At 67.4% G+C, this 17,120-nt stretch carries 11 protein-coding genes; 5 read left to right on the plus strand and 6 right to left on the minus strand.

The annotated features are described in order from the left end of the window. Positions 1-90: 90 nt before the first annotated feature. The 4 genes from BIZ42_RS12035 to BIZ42_RS12050 form a co-directional block, all read right to left on the minus strand. Positions 91-2,859, minus strand: a complete 2,769-nt coding sequence (locus BIZ42_RS12035; RefSeq protein WP_070426580.1) for a valine--tRNA ligase — start codon at positions 2,857-2,859, stop codon at positions 91-93. Between the two features lie 43 nt (positions 2,860-2,902). After that, on the minus strand, positions 2,903-3,109 hold the full coding sequence (locus BIZ42_RS12040) for a proteolipid membrane potential modulator (protein ID WP_070426581.1): 207 nt from the start codon (positions 3,107-3,109) through the stop codon (positions 2,903-2,905). A gap of 45 nt (positions 3,110-3,154) precedes the next feature. Beyond that, positions 3,155-3,580, minus strand: a complete 426-nt coding sequence (locus BIZ42_RS12045; protein ID WP_070426582.1) for a DNA polymerase III subunit chi — start codon at positions 3,578-3,580, stop codon at positions 3,155-3,157. An 85-nt stretch (positions 3,581-3,665) separates the two neighbouring features. Continuing rightward, entirely contained in the window at positions 3,666-5,144 is a 1,479-nt protein-coding gene (locus BIZ42_RS12050) for a leucyl aminopeptidase (RefSeq protein ID WP_070426583.1), read from the minus strand. Between the two features lie 104 nt (positions 5,145-5,248). Here BIZ42_RS12050 and lptF point away from each other — a divergent pair, with 104 nt between their 5' ends. Beyond that, positions 5,249-6,328, plus strand: a complete 1,080-nt coding sequence (gene lptF / locus BIZ42_RS12055; protein WP_070426584.1) for an LPS export ABC transporter permease LptF — start codon at positions 5,249-5,251, stop codon at positions 6,326-6,328. 14 nt (positions 6,329-6,342) lie between these two features. Further along, a complete protein-coding gene (gene lptG, locus BIZ42_RS12060; RefSeq protein ID WP_026069680.1) occupies positions 6,343-7,434 on the plus strand; it encodes an LPS export ABC transporter permease LptG in 1,092 nt (363 codons plus the stop codon). A 705-nt stretch (positions 7,435-8,139) separates the two neighbouring features. On the opposite strand, the gene BIZ42_RS12065 is transcribed toward lptG, so the two are convergent. Beyond that, positions 8,140-8,616 (minus strand): RDD family protein, encoded by a 477-nt coding sequence (locus BIZ42_RS12065; protein ID WP_237393502.1) that lies wholly within the window; start codon positions 8,614-8,616, stop codon positions 8,140-8,142. 71 nt (positions 8,617-8,687) lie between these two features. Here BIZ42_RS12065 and xerD point away from each other — a divergent pair, with 71 nt between their 5' ends. Both xerD and BIZ42_RS12075 read left to right on the plus strand, forming a co-directional pair. Beyond that, positions 8,688-9,665 (plus strand): site-specific tyrosine recombinase XerD, encoded by a 978-nt coding sequence (gene xerD / locus BIZ42_RS12070; RefSeq protein ID WP_070426586.1) that lies wholly within the window; start codon positions 8,688-8,690, stop codon positions 9,663-9,665. 105 nt (positions 9,666-9,770) lie between these two features. Beyond that, a complete protein-coding gene (locus tag BIZ42_RS12075) occupies positions 9,771-10,550 on the plus strand; it encodes a thioredoxin fold domain-containing protein (protein ID WP_046272725.1) in 780 nt (259 codons plus the stop codon). Between the two features lie 88 nt (positions 10,551-10,638). On the opposite strand, the gene BIZ42_RS12080 is transcribed toward BIZ42_RS12075, so the two are convergent. After that, complete coding sequence (locus BIZ42_RS12080; RefSeq protein ID WP_070426587.1) at positions 10,639-12,747, minus strand: glycosyl hydrolase family 18 protein; 2,109 nt, start codon at positions 12,745-12,747, stop codon at positions 10,639-10,641. Positions 12,748-13,040: 293 nt separating this feature from the next. On the opposite strand from BIZ42_RS12080, the gene purL reads away from it, so the two are divergent. Next, positions 13,041-16,925 carry a phosphoribosylformylglycinamidine synthase gene (gene purL, locus BIZ42_RS12085; RefSeq protein ID WP_070426588.1) on the plus strand — a complete coding sequence of 1,295 codons (3,885 nt, stop codon included), beginning with the start codon at positions 13,041-13,043 and terminating at the stop codon, positions 16,923-16,925. Positions 16,926-17,120 lie beyond the last annotated feature (195 nt).

The raw sequence follows: 17,120 nt of genomic DNA on the forward strand, positions 1-17,120 counted from the left end.
GCGTGGTGTAGAGCCACCCCATGGGTGGCTGCGCGTCATCCCGCCCCGGAAGGCAGCCACGCATGGCGTGGCACTACCTCCCCCCAGCGCTTACAGCTTCGCGCGCTGCGAACGCAGGCCATCCAGCTGCGCGGTCCATTCGACCAGGCGCACGCGCTCCTGCTCGACCACGGCCGCCGGCACCTTGTCGGTGAACTTGGCCAGCTTGGTCCCGCTCTTTTCCTTTTCCGATTCCACCCGGGCGATTTCCTTGTCCAGGCGCGCGCGTTCGGCGCCCAGATCGACCAGGCCTTCCAGCGGCACCAGCAGGGTCAGGTCGCCCACGATCGCGGTGGCGGCTGGCGGCGTGTCGCTGCCGTTGGCCAGCCACTCGATGCGCTCCAGCTTGAGCAGGAACGACAGCGAGGCGGTGAAGCGGGTCATGCGCGCGCGGTCGTCGTCATTGCCGCCCTGCAGCAGCAGCGGCACCAGCTTGGACGGCGGCACGTTCAACTCGCTGCGCACGCGGCGCAGCGCATTGACCATCGACTTCAGCCATTCCACGTCTGATTCGGCGCGGGCGAAGTCACCAGCGAATTCCTCCGCGGTCGGATACGGGCGCTGGGAGATGGTGTCATCGGTGATGCCCAGGCGCGGGGCGACCTGGCCCCACAGCTGCTCGGTGACGAACGGAATCAACGGGTGCAGCAGGCGCAGCAGCGCTTCGAGCACGTACAGCAGGGTGTGGCGGGTGCTGTTGGCATCCTCGGCGTCGGCGCCGTTGAGGGCCGGCTTGGTCAGCTCCAGGAACCAGTCGCAGAACTCGTTCCAGGCGAATTCGTACAGGCACTGCGCCAGCAGGTCGAAGCGGTAGTTGGCGAAATGCGTCTGGGCTTCGGCCGAGACCGCCGCCAGGCGCGCGAGAATCCAGCGCTCGGCGTCGGTACGCGGCTGAGGCACACCGGTGAACGTGCTGCCCTCGGTGTTCATCAGGGTGAAGCGGCTGGCGTTCCACAGCTTGTTGCAGAAATTCTTGTAGCCCTCGGCGCGGTTCATGTCGAACTTGATGTCGCGGCCGTGGGTGGCCAGGGCCGCGATGGTGAAGCGCAGCGCATCGGCACCGTGGGCGATGATGCCATCGGGGAACTCGCGGCGGGTCGCCTTCTCGATCTTCGGCGCATCCTTGGGCTTCATCAGGCCGGTGGTGCGCTTGGCGACCAGGTCTTCGATGGAAATACCATCGATGATGTCCAGCGGGTCGAGCACGTTGCCCTTGGACTTGGACATCTTCTGACCCTGCGCATCGCGGATCAGGCCGGTCATGTAGATGTCCTTGAACGGAATCTTCCCGGTGAAGCTGTCGGTGGCCATGATCATGCGGGCCACCCAGAAGAAGATGATGTCAAAGCCGGTGACCAGCACCGCAGACGGCAGGTAGCGCTCGAAACCGCGCTCGGCCATCGCCTGTTCGTTCGGCCAGCCCAGCGTGGAGAACGGCCACAGCTGCGAGGAGAACCAGGTCTCCAGCACGTCGCTGTCCTGGTGCAGGGCGAGGTCGGCGGCGAGGTTGTTCTTCGCGCGCGCTTCGGCTTCGTCGCGGCCGACATAGCAGTTGCCCGCGTCGTCGAACCACGCCGGAATGCGATGGCCCCACCACAGCTGGCGGCTGATGCACCAATCCTGGATGTTCTCCATCCAGTGGCGATAGGTGTTGATCCAGTTGGCCGGCACGAACTGGATGCTGCCGTTCTCGACCAGCTCCAGGCCGCGCTTGGCCAGCACGTCCATCTTCACGAACCACTGGTCGGTCAGGTAGGGCTCGATCACCTGCTGGGTGCGGTCGCCACGGGGCACCTGCAGCTTGTGTGCCTTGGTCTCGACCAGGATGCCGAGGTCTTCCAGCTCAGCCAGGATCACCTTGCGCGCGTCGTAACGGTCCAGCCCGCGGTACTTCTCCGGGGCGTTGTCGTTGATCGCCGCGTCCGGGGTGAACAGGTTGATCATCGGCAGGTTGTGGCGCAGGCCAACCTGGTAATCGTTGAAATCGTGGGCGGGGGTTACCTTGACCACGCCGGTACCGAACTCGCGGTCGACGTAATCATCGGCGATCACCGGAATCTCGCGATCGGTCAGCGGCAGCTTCACCTTCTTGCCGATCAGGTGCGCGTAGCGCTCATCGTCCGGGTGCACCATCACCGCGGTGTCGCCCAGCATGGTTTCCGGGCGGGTGGTGGCCACGGTCAGGGTGCCGCTGCCATCGGCCAGCGGGTAGCTGATCGACCACAGGAAACCGTCTTCCTCCACGCTCTCCACTTCCAGATCGGAAATGGCGGTCTTGAGCACCGGATCCCAGTTGACCAGGCGCTGGCCACGGTAGATCAGGCCCTGCTCGTGCCAGCGCACGAAGGCCTCTATCACCGCTTCGGACGGCTGCGGGTCCATGGTGAAGGTGCTGCGCGACCAGTCGCTGGAGGTGCCCAGGCGGCGCATCTGGCGCTCGATGGTGTCACCGGACTGCGCCTTCCACTCCCACACCTTTTCGATGAAGCCGTCGCGGCCCAGCGAATCGCGGGTTTCGCCCTGGCCGGCCAGCGCCAGGTTGCGCGACACCACCATTTCGGTGGCGATGCCGGCGTGGTCGGTACCCACCTGCCACAAGGTGTCGTAGCCGCGCATGCGGTGGTAGCGCACCAGCGCATCCATCAGGGTCTGCTGGAAGGCATGGCCCATGTGCAGCGTACCGGTCACGTTCGGCGGCGGCAGCAGGATGGTGTACGGCTCGCCCTTGCCGGACGGCTTGAAATGGCCGGCCTTCTCCCACGCGTCGTACAACGCGGTTTCAAAGGATTTGGGGTCGTAGCTGGAGGCGAGTTGGGTCATGCGGGAACCAGGATCGAATACGGAAGGTGGGGGTGCCGGAAGCTCAGCGCCCTAAGGCGCGACGGATCTTCTGGCCGGTATGGAACGGTGAGACCGCGCAGGCGGCCCAGATCGCGGCGGGCCGCCAGCCAGACAAGGACAGCCGACTGACAGTCGGCGCTCCCTTCGAGACGTTGAGGATGCCTGCGATCGGGCGGCCGATGGTGAAGAAGGCGGACCAGGAAAAGATCAGGGCGATCAACAGGCGCATCAAGGGTCTCCGGGGCCGGCGGCGACCGGACGGCCGCCACGCGGGTTACATGTCGTACTTGTTCAGCTCAAAGCCCAGCGCCTTGTACTGGCGCCAGCGCTCGCGCAGCGGTTCGCGCGCCTCCGGGTCGGCCGGGACCACTTCCAGCACGCGGTCGCAGGCGGCCAGGTAAGGATCGTCACGCAGGTTGATGACCAGCGGCCGGGCCGGGGCCTCGGTACCGGGAACGGCGATCAGCACCAGCGCCTCTTCCTCGTCCATGTCTTCGCCGGCGATCTGGTGCGGGATGTAGGCATCGTTGTCGAACGCCCACAGCAGTTCGTCCAGTTCTTCGGCCTGGGCCTGGTCGCGTGCCAGCACCAGGGTGAACAGCCCGGCGGCGTTGGCCTTGCGGGCCAGCTCACAGACCAGCCGCAACGGCTCGGTCAGGAAGCGGGGCTTGGCGATCAGGTAGAAATCAGCACGGGACATGGCAGGGCCTGGAGCGAAGGGAGAACCCGGCGCCAGGCCGGGCGGGATCGCGGCCACCGATGGGCAGCCGCGATCGGGCAGGGCATCAGGCGCGGGCGACCTGGTCCAGCAGCCACTGGCTCAGCAGGCCGACCGGGCGACCCGTGGCCATGCCGCGCTTGCCTTCATCGCTGGCCACGCCGGCGATGTCCAGATGGGCCCAGCGCTGGCCTTCGGTGAAGCGCGACAGGAAGCAGCCGGCGGTGATCGCACCGGCCCAGCGGCCGCCGATGTTGTAGATGTCGGCGAAGCTGGAATCCAGCATCGGCTGGTACTCGTCCCACAGCGGCAGGCGCCAGGCGCGGTCGAACACGTGCTCGCCGGCGGCCAGCAGTTCGTTGGCCAGGTCGTCGTGCTTGGTCATCAGGCCGGCGGTCTGGTGGCCCAGGGCAACCAGGCAGGCACCGGTCAGGGTGGCCACGTCGATCAGCGCGGCCGGCTCGAAGCGCTGCGCGTAGGTCAGCGCGTCGCACAGGATCAGGCGGCCTTCGGCGTCGGTGTTGCCCACTTCGATGGTCTTGCCCGACATCGAGGTGATCACGTCCGAGGGGCGGTAGGCGTTGCCGTCGATGGCGTTTTCCACCGCCGGCACCACCACCACCAGGTTCAACCGCAGCTTGGCCGTGACGGCCGCGACGAAGGTGCCGATGACGTTGGCGCCGCCGCACATGTCGTACTTCATCTCTTCGATGCCGCCCTGGGTCTTCAGGTTGACGCCACCGGTATCGAAGGTGATGCCCTTGCCGACCAGCACGTAGGGCTTGGCGGCCCCGCCGTTGCTCCACTTCAGCACCACCAGGCGCGGGCGGTTGGCCGAGCCACGGGCCACGGCCAGCAGCGAGCCCATGCCCAGCGCTTCCATCTGCTGCTCGTCCAGGATCTCCGCTTCGGCGCCGTCATGGGCCTGGGCGAAGGCGACCGAGGACTCGGCCAGGTAGGCCGGAGTGCAGACGTTCGGCGGCAGGTTGCCCAGTTCGCGGGCGTACTGCACGCCGGCGGCGATCGCCTGGCCCTGGGCCAGCGCCTGGGTGTCGGTGCCGGCGATGGCCAGCGTGGTCAGGCCGGGTTCGTCGGCCTTCTTCTTGCCCAGCGTGGCGCTGTAGCGGTAGGCGGCGTGGTCGGCGGTGATGATGGCCTGGCGGATGTTCCAGGCGGCATCGCGGCCCTTGACCTCGATCTCGGTCAGGGTGAACAGCGCGTGGTGGTTGACCCCGCTCTTCAGGGCGCGGCTGGCATCGCCCACGGCCTTGAGGTACTGCGGCACGCCGAACTTGGCCGGCTCACCGAGCCCGACCACCAGCACGCGTGCGGCGGCGACGCCGGGCAGATCGTGCAGTACGGTGGTGTTGCCGGTCTTGCCGCCCACGTCGCCGCGGGCGATCAGGGCCGACAGGCGGCCGCCGGACGCGGTGTCCAGGGCCTGTGCCGCCGGGCTCAGGGTCTGGTCGGCATAGGCGCCGACGATGACGCAATCGCACTCGGCCGAGGCCGGGGCTGCGTGGTTCAGGGTGAATTCCAGGGCCATTGATCAGATTCCGTTGGCAAATCCGTACAATCGCGAGCTGTTTACGTCCCGTCAGTAGACTGGGCAGCACCGCGAACGAATCCGAGAGTTTAAACCACCGCCCCATGTCGAAGCTCGATCGCTATCTCCTGCGTGATTTCGTCCAGAGTTTCCTGGCCACCCTGATCGTGCTGCTGGTGGTGAGCGTCGGTGGTGTCCTGGTGGACATCCTCGGCAACATCGCCGACGGCCGCCTGCCTGCCCGCCTGCTGTTCTCCCAGCTGGGCCTGCAGTTCATCGTCTATATGCCGCTGATCCTGCCGCTGGCGCTGATGCTGGGCCTGCTTCTGGCCACGGCCCGGCTGTACCGGGACTCGGAAATGGCGGTCATCACCGCCATCGGGGTCGGCCCCAAGCGCCTGCTGCGCCCGGTGCTGATGCTGGTGGTGCCGGTGGTCGGGCTGATCGCCCTGTGCTCGCTGTGGCTGGGCCCCTGGGCCGACCGCACCGGCGAGACGATGATCGACGAGGCCAACCGCAGCGTGGTCATGGCCGGCCTGGAGGCGGGCAAGTTCACCCCGCTGCCCAATGGCGGCGTGGTCTACCTTTCCTCGGTCTCCCCGGATGGCACCCAGCTGGGCAAAGTCTTCCTGCAGCGCCAGAAGGAGGACCGCCTCGAAGTGATCTCCGCCGATCACGGCCGGATGTACTTCGAAGGCGCCAAGCAGCGCTATCTGGAACTGGACGATGGCCACCAGGTGGAAGGCCCGGCCAATGGTGCGCTGGACTACAAGCTGATGACCTTCGCCCGCAACGACGTGGCCATGCCCGACGGTGCCGAGACCCGCAAGGACGATGACCCCGAGCTGCTGCGCACCACCCAGCTGTTCGGCGATGAACGCCCCGAGGCGCAGGCCCAGCTGCACTCGCGCATCGCCCCGCCGCTGATCGCACTGGCCTTCGCCCTGATGACCCTGCCGCTGGCCCGCAGCTCGCCACGCCAGCAGCGCTATGGCCGGATGATGCTGGCCTTCCTGGCCTACATGGTCGGCATGAACCTGATGTTCATCGGCACCCGCTGGATCGCCGATGGCAAGATCCCCGCCGTGGCGGGCCTGTGGTGGCTGACCCTGCCGCTGCTGGGCCTGGCCCTGTGGATGTATTTCCGCGACGGCAAGCTGTCGCGCCCCCGGAGGACCGCATGAACGTGTTGCGCCCCATGCGGTTTGATCTGTACCTGGGCCGTGCCGTGTTCGGCACCGTCCTGCTGACCTGGGCGGTGCTGGTCGGCCTGGACGTGGTGATGGCCTTCTCCGGCGAGTTCAAGGATGTCGGCAAGGGCAGCTATACCCTTGGCCACGCCGCCGCCTGGGTGCTGTACACCGTGCCCCGCCGTGCCTACACCTTCTTCCCGACCGCCGCCGTGATCGGCGCGCTGATGGGGCTCGGCCAGCTGGCCGCCACCTCCGAACTGACCGCGCTGCGTGCGCTGGGCCTGTCGCGCAAGCGGCTGAGCGTTTCGGTGGCGATCGCGCTGTCGCTGATGACCGCGGTGATGGTGTTCAGCGGCGAAACGCTGGGCCCCTGGGGTCAGAGCAAGGCCGACGACATCAAGATCAGCGCCAAGTGGGGCAGCAGCCTCAGCGCGGCCCGCTACTCGGGCGTATGGGCGCGCGAAGGCGATACCTTCCTCAACGCACAGAGCGGCGATGAGCAGTTGCAGGCCGGCGGTGGCACGCGCCTGATCCTGCACGACGTGCGCCTGTACAAGATCGCCGACGACGGCCGCCTGGCCTCGCTCACCTATGCGACCACCGCCGAGCATGGCGCCGACGGCTGGGTGTTGAACAAAGTCCGCCGCGACACGTTCGGTGAGCGTTCGGCCACCCGCGAGACGGCCGAGTCCGAGCCGTGGGATTCACGCCTGGATGCGGCGGCGCTGGCCAGCGGCATTTCCAAGCCGCGCAATCTGACGGCGATGGATCTGCGCACCAGCATCGAGTACCGCAAGCGCAATGGGCTGGATGCGCGCGATTACGAGGATGTGTACTGGAGCCGCTGGTTCTATCCGATCAATGTGCTGGCGCTGTGCCTGGCGGCGGTGCCGTTCGCGTTCGGTTCGCTGCGCAGCGGTGGCATGGGCAAGCGGTTGTTCCTGGGCATTCTGTTCGCGCTGGGCTTCTGGTTGCTGCAGTTGTTCTTCGGGCGCATGGCAGGTGCGTTGAAGTTCGATTATCGGATTGCGTATGCGTTGCCGCCGATCGTGATGATGGTGGTATCCGGGTTGTTGTTCCGACGTAAGTCGGGCTGATTCCTCTGCTCGAACGCTGGACGCTAGACGCGGAAGTCAAAAGCCGAAGCCGAAGCGGCCTCCATGTGCTCTCGAGCCAGGCGCGACGGGCTCGCCATTCCGGGACCCGCCGCAAGTCCCGCTCCGCGGCCCGGCCCAGCCGCTGGCGGCTGTGCGTTCGATCGGATGCGAGGCAGTGCCTCGCGAGCCATCCGCTCTCACCCACGTAGGCTCGTGTGCTGCCATCCATGGCAGCACACGGTCCCGGCCTGGTAATCCCGCCGCGCCTCCGATCATGTGCTGGTGGGGGGGAGAGCAGCCGGGCATGGCCCGGCTCTACCCGTTCTGATGGAATGCGCAGGCGCCTTTGCTCGTGTCGAATCCTGTTGGTCGAGCGGCAGAGCGGCAGAGCGGCGAATGAATTTATCGATTGAGCCAACGTTCGACTTCGCGATGAAGGTTGCGCTCCTTGAGGCATCTTGATCGCGACACTCGGTGTTCAGCGCGATACCTCAGGCACGCAGTAATTCCGCTTCTACCAACCGCATTACGTGATCTGTCAATGCGGAGAGGCGCAGCCCATTTCAGGACCGTAGTGCGCCATGGATGGCGCACTACGAGCCTACATGGACGTACTTGCGGCGGGTCCAGAAATGGGTTGCGCCTCTCCGCAAACGCAGAGAAAAAGAGACGCTGCTTGTTGCTGTTTGCTGTTTTCTGTTTGCTTCACGGCTTCGGCAGCCGCACAACCCGCGTCCCGCTGGCGCGGTCATGCCAGGTCAACCGCTGCCGATCCACCAGCGCCCACCAGAACCCCAGGCCGGCCGCCAGCACCGACAACGTCCCCACTGCATACCGCCGCCACAACTGCCCGCGCGACGGTACCGTGCCGTCCAACGACACCACCTGCAACCGCCACGGCCGCATTCCCAGCGTCTGCCCACCGCGGCGCCAGCTCATCGTCGCGTACAGCCCCGTCACGCCCCAGCAGCACGCCCACAACGCCCACTGCCACGCACTGAACGGCGCGATGTTTTCCCGCTCCGCATGACCGCTCAACGTATAGACCGCCACGAACACCGCACCGAGCAGCATCCACAGCGCCAGCGCCGGGAAGAAGTCGTATAACAGTGACAACAGCCGCCACGGCAGCAACGATGCAGGGCGATCAGCAGCGGGGGACGACAGCGCGGTATCGGTCATGACCCGGAGCATACCCGGCCCGCTGCCCCCGTTCGATGGCCCACGCACGGTCTGCTCCGTATGCTGTCCGCATGTCCGACGCCACCACCCCCGCCCTGCGCCGCCAGCTCATCCAGCACCTGCCCGAGCTGCGCGATGACGACACCCTGCGCATCCAGCGCTTCCTCGACACCGCCTGGGCTGAACACGGCCTCGCGCGTGCCAGTCTGGACAGTTACCGGCGCGATCTGGAAGGTCTCGCGCGCTGGCGTGATGGTGCGGCCGGGGGGCTGGCCGGTCTCGATCGCGCTGGGCTGTTCGACTACCTGGCCTGGCGCTCCCGCCATGGCTGGTCGCCGCGCAGCAATGCCCGCCTGCTTTCCGCGCTGCGGGCCTTCTTCGCCGATGCCGTGCGCCGCGGCGAGCGCACGGACGACCCAAGCGCGCTGCTCGACCCGCCCAAGCTGCCGCGGCTGCTGCCCAAGGCGCTGGCCGAAAGCCAGATCGATGCGCTGCTGGCCAGCCCCGACATCGATACGCCCCTGGGCCTGCGCGACCGCGCCATGCTGGAGTTGATGTATGCCGCGGGCCTGCGCGTCAGTGAACTGGTCAATCTGCCGGCTAATGCAGTGAACCTGCGTCAGGGCGTGCTGCGGGTGACCGGCAAGGGCAGCAAGGAACGCCTGGTGCCGCTGGGCGAGGAGTCCCAGCACTGGCTTGAGCGTTATCTGGCCGAATCGCGGCCGCAGCTCACCGGCAAGCGCAACGTGCCGACGCCGCAGGACGGCGCCGTGCCGATGTTCCTGGAGCCCTCCCTGCATCCCTTGAGCCGCCAGCAGTTCTGGGGGCTGGTGAAGAAGTATGCGGTGCTGGCCGGGATCGACCCGGCCCGGATCAGCCCCCACGGCCTGCGCCACAGCTTTGCCACCCACCTGCTCAACCGTGGCGCGGATCTGCGCGCGCTGCAGATGCTGCTGGGCCACAGCTCGCTGTCCACCACCCAGATCTACACGCTGGTGGCCCGCGAGCACCTGCAGAAGCTGCACGCCAGGCACCATCCGCGCGGCTGAGGGGCGGGCAGAACCTGGTCGCGCGTCACCGTTCCACTGCGGTCCAGCTGCGTGGGCGGGCAGCTGTGCGAGAATCCAGCCTGACCTCTTACACCGGAATGCTCGATGCTCCGTGTTGCCATTGCGGCGCTCTTCGGCGCGCTCAGCCTGACTGCCTGCGCGCAGCAACCGTCCGCTCCGGCGGCCACATCCACTGCCGCCGCCCCGGCCGCCGCCGGTGATGCCGACCAGCGCGTGCGCACCGCGCTGCAGCAGCTGGACCCCAACTTCAAGCCCGATTTCATCGGCGCCGCCCCGTTCCCCGGCTTCCGCGAAGTGCTGGTCGGCGGCCAGGTGCTGTACGTTTCCGATGACGGCCGCTACCTGATGCAGTCCCAGCCGTACGACATCCAGAACAAGGCCCCGGTCAGCAGCCAGGGCCTGCTCAGCTACCGCCGCAAGCTGCTCGATGGCGTGCCGCATAACGAGCGCATCGTGTTCGCCGCGCCGAATGCCAAGTACACCGTCAGCGTCTTCACCGATATCGAATGCGGCTACTGCCGCAAACTGCACCAGGACATCGCCGAGCTCAACCGCAACGGCATCACGGTGGAGTACCTGGCGTTCCCGCGCATGGGCCTGGGCAGCCAGGACTACACCGACATGATCTCGGTCTGGTGCGCGGCCGACCGCAAGCAGGCCCTGACCGCAGCCAAGACCGGCAAGGCCGTCACCCCGAAGAACTGCACCAACCCGGTGGCCATGCAGTACAAGCTCGGCCAGCAGATGGGCGTCAACGGCACCCCGGCGATCTTCGCCGCCGACGGCACCCAGCTCGGTGGCTACCTGCCGCCGGCCCAGCTCAAGGCCGCGCTGGAACGTGTCTCTGCAGGCGGCAGCCGCTGAAACAGAACGCCCCGGCCAGGCCGGGGCGTTTTTTTTCTCCGCGCGAGCGCCCTGTTCGATCAACGGGGCTGCGTCCGGCGCGACGGCCTCACTTCAAGCCGTCGCTGATCGCCTTGGTCAGGGTGCCCTGCGCATCATCGCCGCTGAACTCCCAGAAGAACGCGCCACCCAGGCCCTGGGTTTTCACGTAGCCCATCTTCTCGGTGACCATCGCCGGCGTGTCCACGCTCCAGAACGTGGTGCCGTTGGAGATCCACGTGGCCTTGGCGATGCTGTCGGTGTAGACCGGCCAGTTGAGGTTCTTGAGCACCTTCCAGTCTTCGATGCCGGCCTCGTACGTGCCCGGTGCCGCGCCGCTGGCGCTCTTGTAGAGCCCGTTGTTGCCACTGGCCACGCCGGTCCAGCCGCGCCCGTAGTAGCCGATGCCCAGGTTCAATTTGCTGGCCGGCACACCGCGGCTGAGGAAGGCCTCCATCGCATCATTGCTGTTGTAGAACTTCTGGTCGCCCGTGGAAGGATCGGCCGGTGAATCGAACAGCGCCGAGTGATGGTTGGTCTGCGGATCCCACGCGCCGTGGAAGTCGTAGGTCATCACGTTGATGAAATCCAGGTACGGGTGGTAGCTGGCCGGATCGGTCACGCGGATCTTGTCCACGCCTGCACCCACGGCGACCGTCAGCAGCAGCCCGGGCCGCACGGCGTCGAGCTGGCGGCGGAATTCGGCCAGCAGGGCGGTGAAGTTGGCATTGTCGGCCGGTGTGCCGCAGCTCAACCCGCAGGCCACCGGGTACTCCCAGTCGATGTCGATGCCATCGAACACGCCCAGTGCCGCACCCGCGCCGCCGGCACCATCGGCGACCGGCAGGTTGCCCTTGATGTAGGCATCGATGCACGAGGCCACGAACGCCTGCCGGTTGGCCGGCTGCGCTGCGCTGGAGAACCCGCGCGACCAGGTCCAGCCGCCGAGCGAGATCAGCACCTTGATGTTCGGGTGCTTGGCCTTGAGCTGCTTGAGCTGGTTCCAGTTGCCACGCAGCGGCTGGTCCCAGGTATCGCCGACGCCGCTCACGCTGGCTCCGGCAGCGAAGGATTTGCCGTAATCAGCGTACGCATCGCCGCCCACGCCGGTATTCGGGTCCGAGGCCTGGGTCACGCCCACTTCGCAGCGGTTGTTGCGCACATTGCCGAAGGCGTAGTTGATGTGGGTCAGCTTCGCTGCCGAGCCGCTGGTATCGATGTTCTTGACCTGGTAGTTGCGGCCGTAGATGCCCCATTGGGTGAAGTAGCCGATCACCCGCTTGTTGCCGCCGCCCCCGCCACCGGCGGCCGTGGTCACGCTGATCGAACTGCTCTGCGCCGACGCATTCCCGGCGTTGTCACGCGCGCGCACCGTGTAGGTGTAGGCCGTGCTCGCGGTGAGGCCGCCGTCGGTGTACTGGGTCGCACTCGGCGAGCCGACCAGGCTGCCGTTGCGGTACACGTCGTAGCCGGCCACGCCGCTGCCGCCGCTGTTGTCGGTGGCGGCATTCCAGGCCAGGTTCACCGTGGTGGCGGTCCGGGAAGGTGAGCCCAGCCCACCCGGCACGCTGGGCGGCGTGGTGTCGTTGCTGGCTGCGGTGACGGTCACGCTGACCGTGGCCGAGGAGGTCACCGCATTGTTGTTGTCGGTGGCCACCGCCTTGAAGGTGTGGCTGCCCGCCGAGGCATTGCTCCAGACCACGCTGTACGGCGCGCTCGTGTCGATGCCCAGCGAGGTGCCGCCGCGGAAGAATTCCACCTTGCTGACGCTGCCGTCGGTATCGCTGGCGTTGGCGCTCACGGTGATGCTGCTGCCGGCGGTGAAGCTGGCCCCGGCGGTGGGCGAGGTCAGGCTGACGGTGGGCGGTTGGTTGCTGCCGCTGCCATCGCAGGCGCCCAGGTTGGTGTAGTAGGGCGCGCCGGCCGGGTGGTCCGGCGGTGCGTTCCAGATGTCCTGGTTGGCGCGGTACAGCACGCCTCCCTTCTGCAGGGTCTGGCCGGCCAGATAGATGGCCGCGCCGTTCCATTCGGGCGCCCCGGTACAGTTCGCGGCCTGCACCAGGGTGGGCGTGCCGGCCGCAGCGGCCAGGGCCAGGGCCAGCAGCCAGCGCCGCGGGCGCAGGGTGGGGGCTGGGGAGGTAAACGATGTCACTGCACGGCGCGCAATCGGGTCTGGCATGGTCGGTCTCCGATCAGGTGGTGTGCGCATGCCGCCGGGATGGCGGCATGCGTGCAGCAGTTCCGGACGCCGGTGAGAGAGGCCGGCAACGACATGGGGGACGGACGGCACCTGGCCGTGGGCCAGGTGGTGATAACGTTGTCATGTAATCGGCGGCCAATCCGTGAACCAGTGCATGGTTCGGGTGTGAACTGGGCTGGGCACCGCCTGGGCCTGCCGATCCCCGGGGCCGGGCCGCGGCGGCCGAGTTGGGTACAATAGTGGGCCCCGTTCCCAACCACGGTTCCCCGGACATGATGGTCCTCGAGGGCGCATCCGCCCTTTCGCCGTTCCGCCGCGAACGTCTTGAATCCCGCCTGCAGTCCCTGGCCGCCGATCTGCGCATCACCGGTGCCTGGCATGTCTACTTCATCCAGACCGAGGGCGATGCGGCCCCGGACCCGGCGATCCTGAGCCGGATCCTGGAAGCCCAGCCCGCGCTGGCCGGGCGTGAGGACGGGGCGGTATCGCGCTTCGTGGTGCCGCGGTTGGGCACGCTGTCGCCGTGGTCGAGCAAGGCCACCGAGCTGGTCCGCGGTGCCGGGCAGCCGATCCGCCGGGTCGAACGTGGCCTGCGTATCGATCTGGCCGGATGGCCGGCCGACGCGGCCGCGCAGGAGGCGGTGATCCGCGCGCTGCACGACCCGATGACCCAGTCCGTGCTGGCCGAGACCGCGCAGGCGCAGGCGCTGTTCAGCGCCCCGGCCCGCGGTGAGCTGGAACGGATCGCGCTGGATGACCTGGAAGCGGCCAACACCCGGCTCGGCCTGGCCATGGCCCAGGACGAGATCGACTACCTGCGCCAGCGCTTCGGCGAACTGGGCCGCAAGCCGTCGGACGTGGAACTGATGATGTTCGCGCAGGCCAACTCCGAGCACTGCCGCCACAAGATCTTCAATGCCAGCTGGACCATCGACGGTGCCGAGCAGTCGCACTCGTTGTTCCGGATGATCAAGAACACCCACCAGCAGACCCCGCAGCACACGTTGAGCGCCTACAGCGACAACGCTGCGGTGGTCGCCGGTTTCCCGGCCGCGCGCTATCGCCCGGACCCGGCCAGCGGCCAGTACCGCAGCGAGGCCGTGGTCGATTCGGCGTTCTGCATCAAGGTGGAAACGCACAACCACCCGACCGCGATCGCCCCGTTCCCGGGTGCGGCCACCGGTGCGGGCGGCGAAATCCGCGATGAAGGCGCGACCGGCCGCGGCGGCAAGCCCAAGGCCGGCCTGACCGGCTTCTCGGTCTCGCACCTGCGCATCCCGACCCTGCCGCAGCCGTGGGAAGCGCCGCGCGCGCTGAACCCGCGCATGGCACCGGCGCTGGACATCATGCTGGACGGCCCGCTCGGCGGCGCCGCCTTCAACAACGAGTTCGGCCGCCCGAACCTGCTCGGTTATTTCCGCAGCTTCGAACTGCCCGAAGGGCAGGGCCTGACCCGCGCCTACGACAAGCCGATCATGCTGGCTGGTGGCCTGGGCGCGATCGACCAGAACCAGGTCGAGAAGCTGCGCCTGCAGCCCGGCGATGCGGTGATCGTGCTCGGCGGCCCGGCGATGCTGATCGGCCTGGGCGGTGGTGCCGCCAGCTCGGTGGCCTCCGGTGAGAGCGCCGAAGACCTCGATTTCGCCAGCGTGCAGCGCGACAACCCGGAAATGGAACGTCGCTGCCAGGAAGTGATCGACCGCTGCGTCGCGCTCGGCCTGGACAATCCGATCCGCTGGTTCCATGACGTCGGCGCCGGTGGCCTGTCCAATGCGATTCCCGAACTGCTGCACGACTCCGGCGTGGGCGGTGTGATCGATCTGGGCAAGGTGCCCGCCGATGACCCGTCGCTGTCGCCGATGCAGCTGTGGTGCAACGAATCGCAGGAACGCTATGTGCTTGGCGTGCCGCAGGCGCGCCTGGCCGAGTTCGCCGCGCTGTGCGCACGCGAGCGCTGCCCGTTCGCCGCGGTCGGTGTTGCCACGGCCGAAGAGCGTCTGGTCGTGGCTTATGGCGCGACCGTGGGCAACATTCCGGCCGATGCCCCGATCGACCTGCCGATGGACGTGCTGTTCGGCAAGGCGCCGAAGATGCACCGCGACACCGTGCACCCGCCGGCGCCGCGCTGGCCGGCGCTGAAGACGGCCGGGCTGGACCTGCATGAAGCGGGTCTGCGCGTGCTGGCCCATCCTTCGGTGGCCTCGAAGAACTTCCTGGTCACCATCGGTGACCGCAGCGTCGGTGGCCTCACCGCGCGCGAGCAGATGATCGGCCCGTGGCAGCTGCCGCTGGCCAACGTCGCCATCACCCTGGCAGGCTTCGATACCGTCGCCGGTGAAGCGATGGCGATCGGCGAGCGCACCCCGCTGGCCCTGCTGGATGCGGCCGCCTCGGCACGCATGGCGGTGGGTGAAGCGATCACCAACCTGTGCGCGGCCCCGGTCGACGCGCTGGAAACGGTCAAGCTGTCGGCCAACTGGATGGCCGCCGCCGGGCACAATGGCGAAGACGCGCTGCTGTACGACGCGGTGCGTGCGGTCGGCATGGAGCTGTGCCCGCAGCTGGACCTGAGCATTCCGGTCGGCAAGGACTCGCTGTCCATGCAGGCGCAGTGGCAGGCCGATGGCCAGGCACACAAGTCGGTCTCGCCGGTCTCGCTGGTGATCTCGGCGTTCGCGCCGGTCGCCGATGCCACCGGCCAGCTGACCCCGCTGCTGGACCGTGACGCCGACAGCGAGCTGTGGCTGATCGGCCTGGGCGCCGGCAAGCAGCGCCTGGGCGGCTCGATCCTGGCCCAGGTGCACGCCGACCATTCCGCGCTGCCGGCCTTCGCCGGTGCGGTGCCGGACCTGGACGATGCGCAGCGCCTGCGTGCCTTCTTCGAACTGATCCGTGATGCACGCCAGGCCGGCCTGCTGCTGGCCTACCACGACCGCAGCGATGGCGGCGCGTTCGCCGCGTTGTGCGAAATGGCCTTTGCCTCGCGCCTGGGCCTGGACATCACCCTGGATGCCTGGGGCGATGATCCGTTCCGCAGCCTGTTCAATGAAGAACTGGGTGCGGTGGTGCAGATCGCCAAGGAAGACCGCGCGGCCTTCGCTGATCTGGTCGAGCGTCACGCACTGACCGAATGCGCCCAGCGCATCGCGCGTCCGACCACCGCGCCGGTGGTACGCGTCTCGCTGCAGGGCGAAAGCCTGGTCGAGTGGCGCTGGGAAGCGCTGTTCGATGCGTGGTGGTCGGTCACCCATGCCATGCAGAAGCTGCGCGACAACCCGGACAACGCCGACCAGGAGCGTGCCATCGCGCGCAACTTCAACGCGCCGGGCCTGAAGCCGAAGCTGACCTTCGATCTCAACGAAGACGTGGCGATGCCCTTCATCAACACCGGTGCGCGCCCGCGCGTGGCGGTGCTGCGCGAGCAGGGTGTCAACGGCCAGATCGAAATGGCGAACGTCTTCGAACGTGCCGGCTTCAGTTCGTTCGATGTGCATATGAGCGACCTGATCGAAGGCCGTGTCGCGCTGTCCGATTTCACCGGCCTGGTGGCCTGTGGCGGTTTCAGCTACGGCGACGTGCTCGGTGCCGGCCGCGGCTGGGCCACCTCGGTGCTGGAGCGCAGCGCGCTGCGCGATGCCTTCGCGGCGTTCTTCGCCCGCGAGGACAGCTTCGCGCTGGGCGTGTGCAACGGCTGCCAGATGATGAGCCAGCTCAAGGACATCATCCCCGGTGCCGAGCACTGGCCGCAGTTCCGCCGCAACCGCAGCGAGCAGTTCGAAGCACGCACCGCGTTGCTGGAAGTGGTGGAATCGCCGTCGATCCTGCTGCGTGGCATGGCCGGTTCACGCCTGCCGGTCGCGGTGGCGCATGGTGAGGGCCAGGCGGTATTCGCCAATGCGGTCGATCAGGCGGCAGCCCGCGTGTCGCTGCGTTACATCGATGGCGACGGCAACGTAGCCACCCAGTACCCGTTGAATCCGAACGGCTCGCCCGACGGCATCACCGGCCTGACCACCACCGATGGCCGCACTACGATCATGATGCCGCACCCGGAACGCACCCCGCGTGCGATCAACCACAGCTGGCATCCGCAGGACTGGAACGGCGATTCGCCGTGGCTGCGGATGTTCCGCAACGCAAGAGTATGGTGCGGCTGATACTGCGCATCGCCTCCCATGCGGGGCAGTGAAAACCGCGTGAAGAAACCGCCGGCTTGCCCGGCGGTTTTCTTTTGTACGCCCCACAACATGATCGGCAGCAATGAGTTACATCGCGTTACAACGTGAAATGACGTTATCGCCGTTACTCACATGCATCTAACAAAATCCTTCAATAACGCGTGGTTTTTGTGA

This window comes from Stenotrophomonas sp. LM091, from assembly GCF_001806305.1.
Classification (GTDB): Bacteria; Pseudomonadota; Gammaproteobacteria; order Xanthomonadales; family Xanthomonadaceae; genus Stenotrophomonas; species Stenotrophomonas bentonitica_A.

Coding starts and splice junctions, on each gene's coding strand:
- BIZ42_RS12035 (WP_070426580.1), bottom strand. CDS start 2,859: ATGACCCAACTCGCCTCCAGCTACGACCCCAAATCCTTTGAAACCGCG.
- BIZ42_RS12040 (WP_070426581.1), bottom strand. CDS start 3,109: ATGCGCCTGTTGATCGCCCTGATCTTTTCCTGGTCCGCCTTCTTCACC.
- BIZ42_RS12045 (WP_070426582.1), bottom strand. CDS start 3,580: ATGTCCCGTGCTGATTTCTACCTGATCGCCAAGCCCCGCTTCCTGACC.
- BIZ42_RS12050 (WP_070426583.1), bottom strand. CDS start 5,144: ATGGCCCTGGAATTCACCCTGAACCACGCAGCCCCGGCCTCGGCCGAG.
- lptF (WP_070426584.1), top strand. CDS start 5,249: ATGTCGAAGCTCGATCGCTATCTCCTGCGTGATTTCGTCCAGAGTTTC.
- lptG (WP_026069680.1), top strand. CDS start 6,343: ATGCGGTTTGATCTGTACCTGGGCCGTGCCGTGTTCGGCACCGTCCTG.
- BIZ42_RS12065 (WP_237393502.1), bottom strand. CDS start 8,616: ATGACCGATACCGCGCTGTCGTCCCCCGCTGCTGATCGCCCTGCATCG.
- xerD (WP_070426586.1), top strand. CDS start 8,688: ATGTCCGACGCCACCACCCCCGCCCTGCGCCGCCAGCTCATCCAGCAC.
- BIZ42_RS12075 (WP_046272725.1), top strand. CDS start 9,771: ATGCTCCGTGTTGCCATTGCGGCGCTCTTCGGCGCGCTCAGCCTGACT.
- BIZ42_RS12080 (WP_070426587.1), bottom strand. CDS start 12,747: ATGCCAGACCCGATTGCGCGCCGTGCAGTGACATCGTTTACCTCCCCA.
- purL (WP_070426588.1), top strand. CDS start 13,041: ATGATGGTCCTCGAGGGCGCATCCGCCCTTTCGCCGTTCCGCCGCGAA.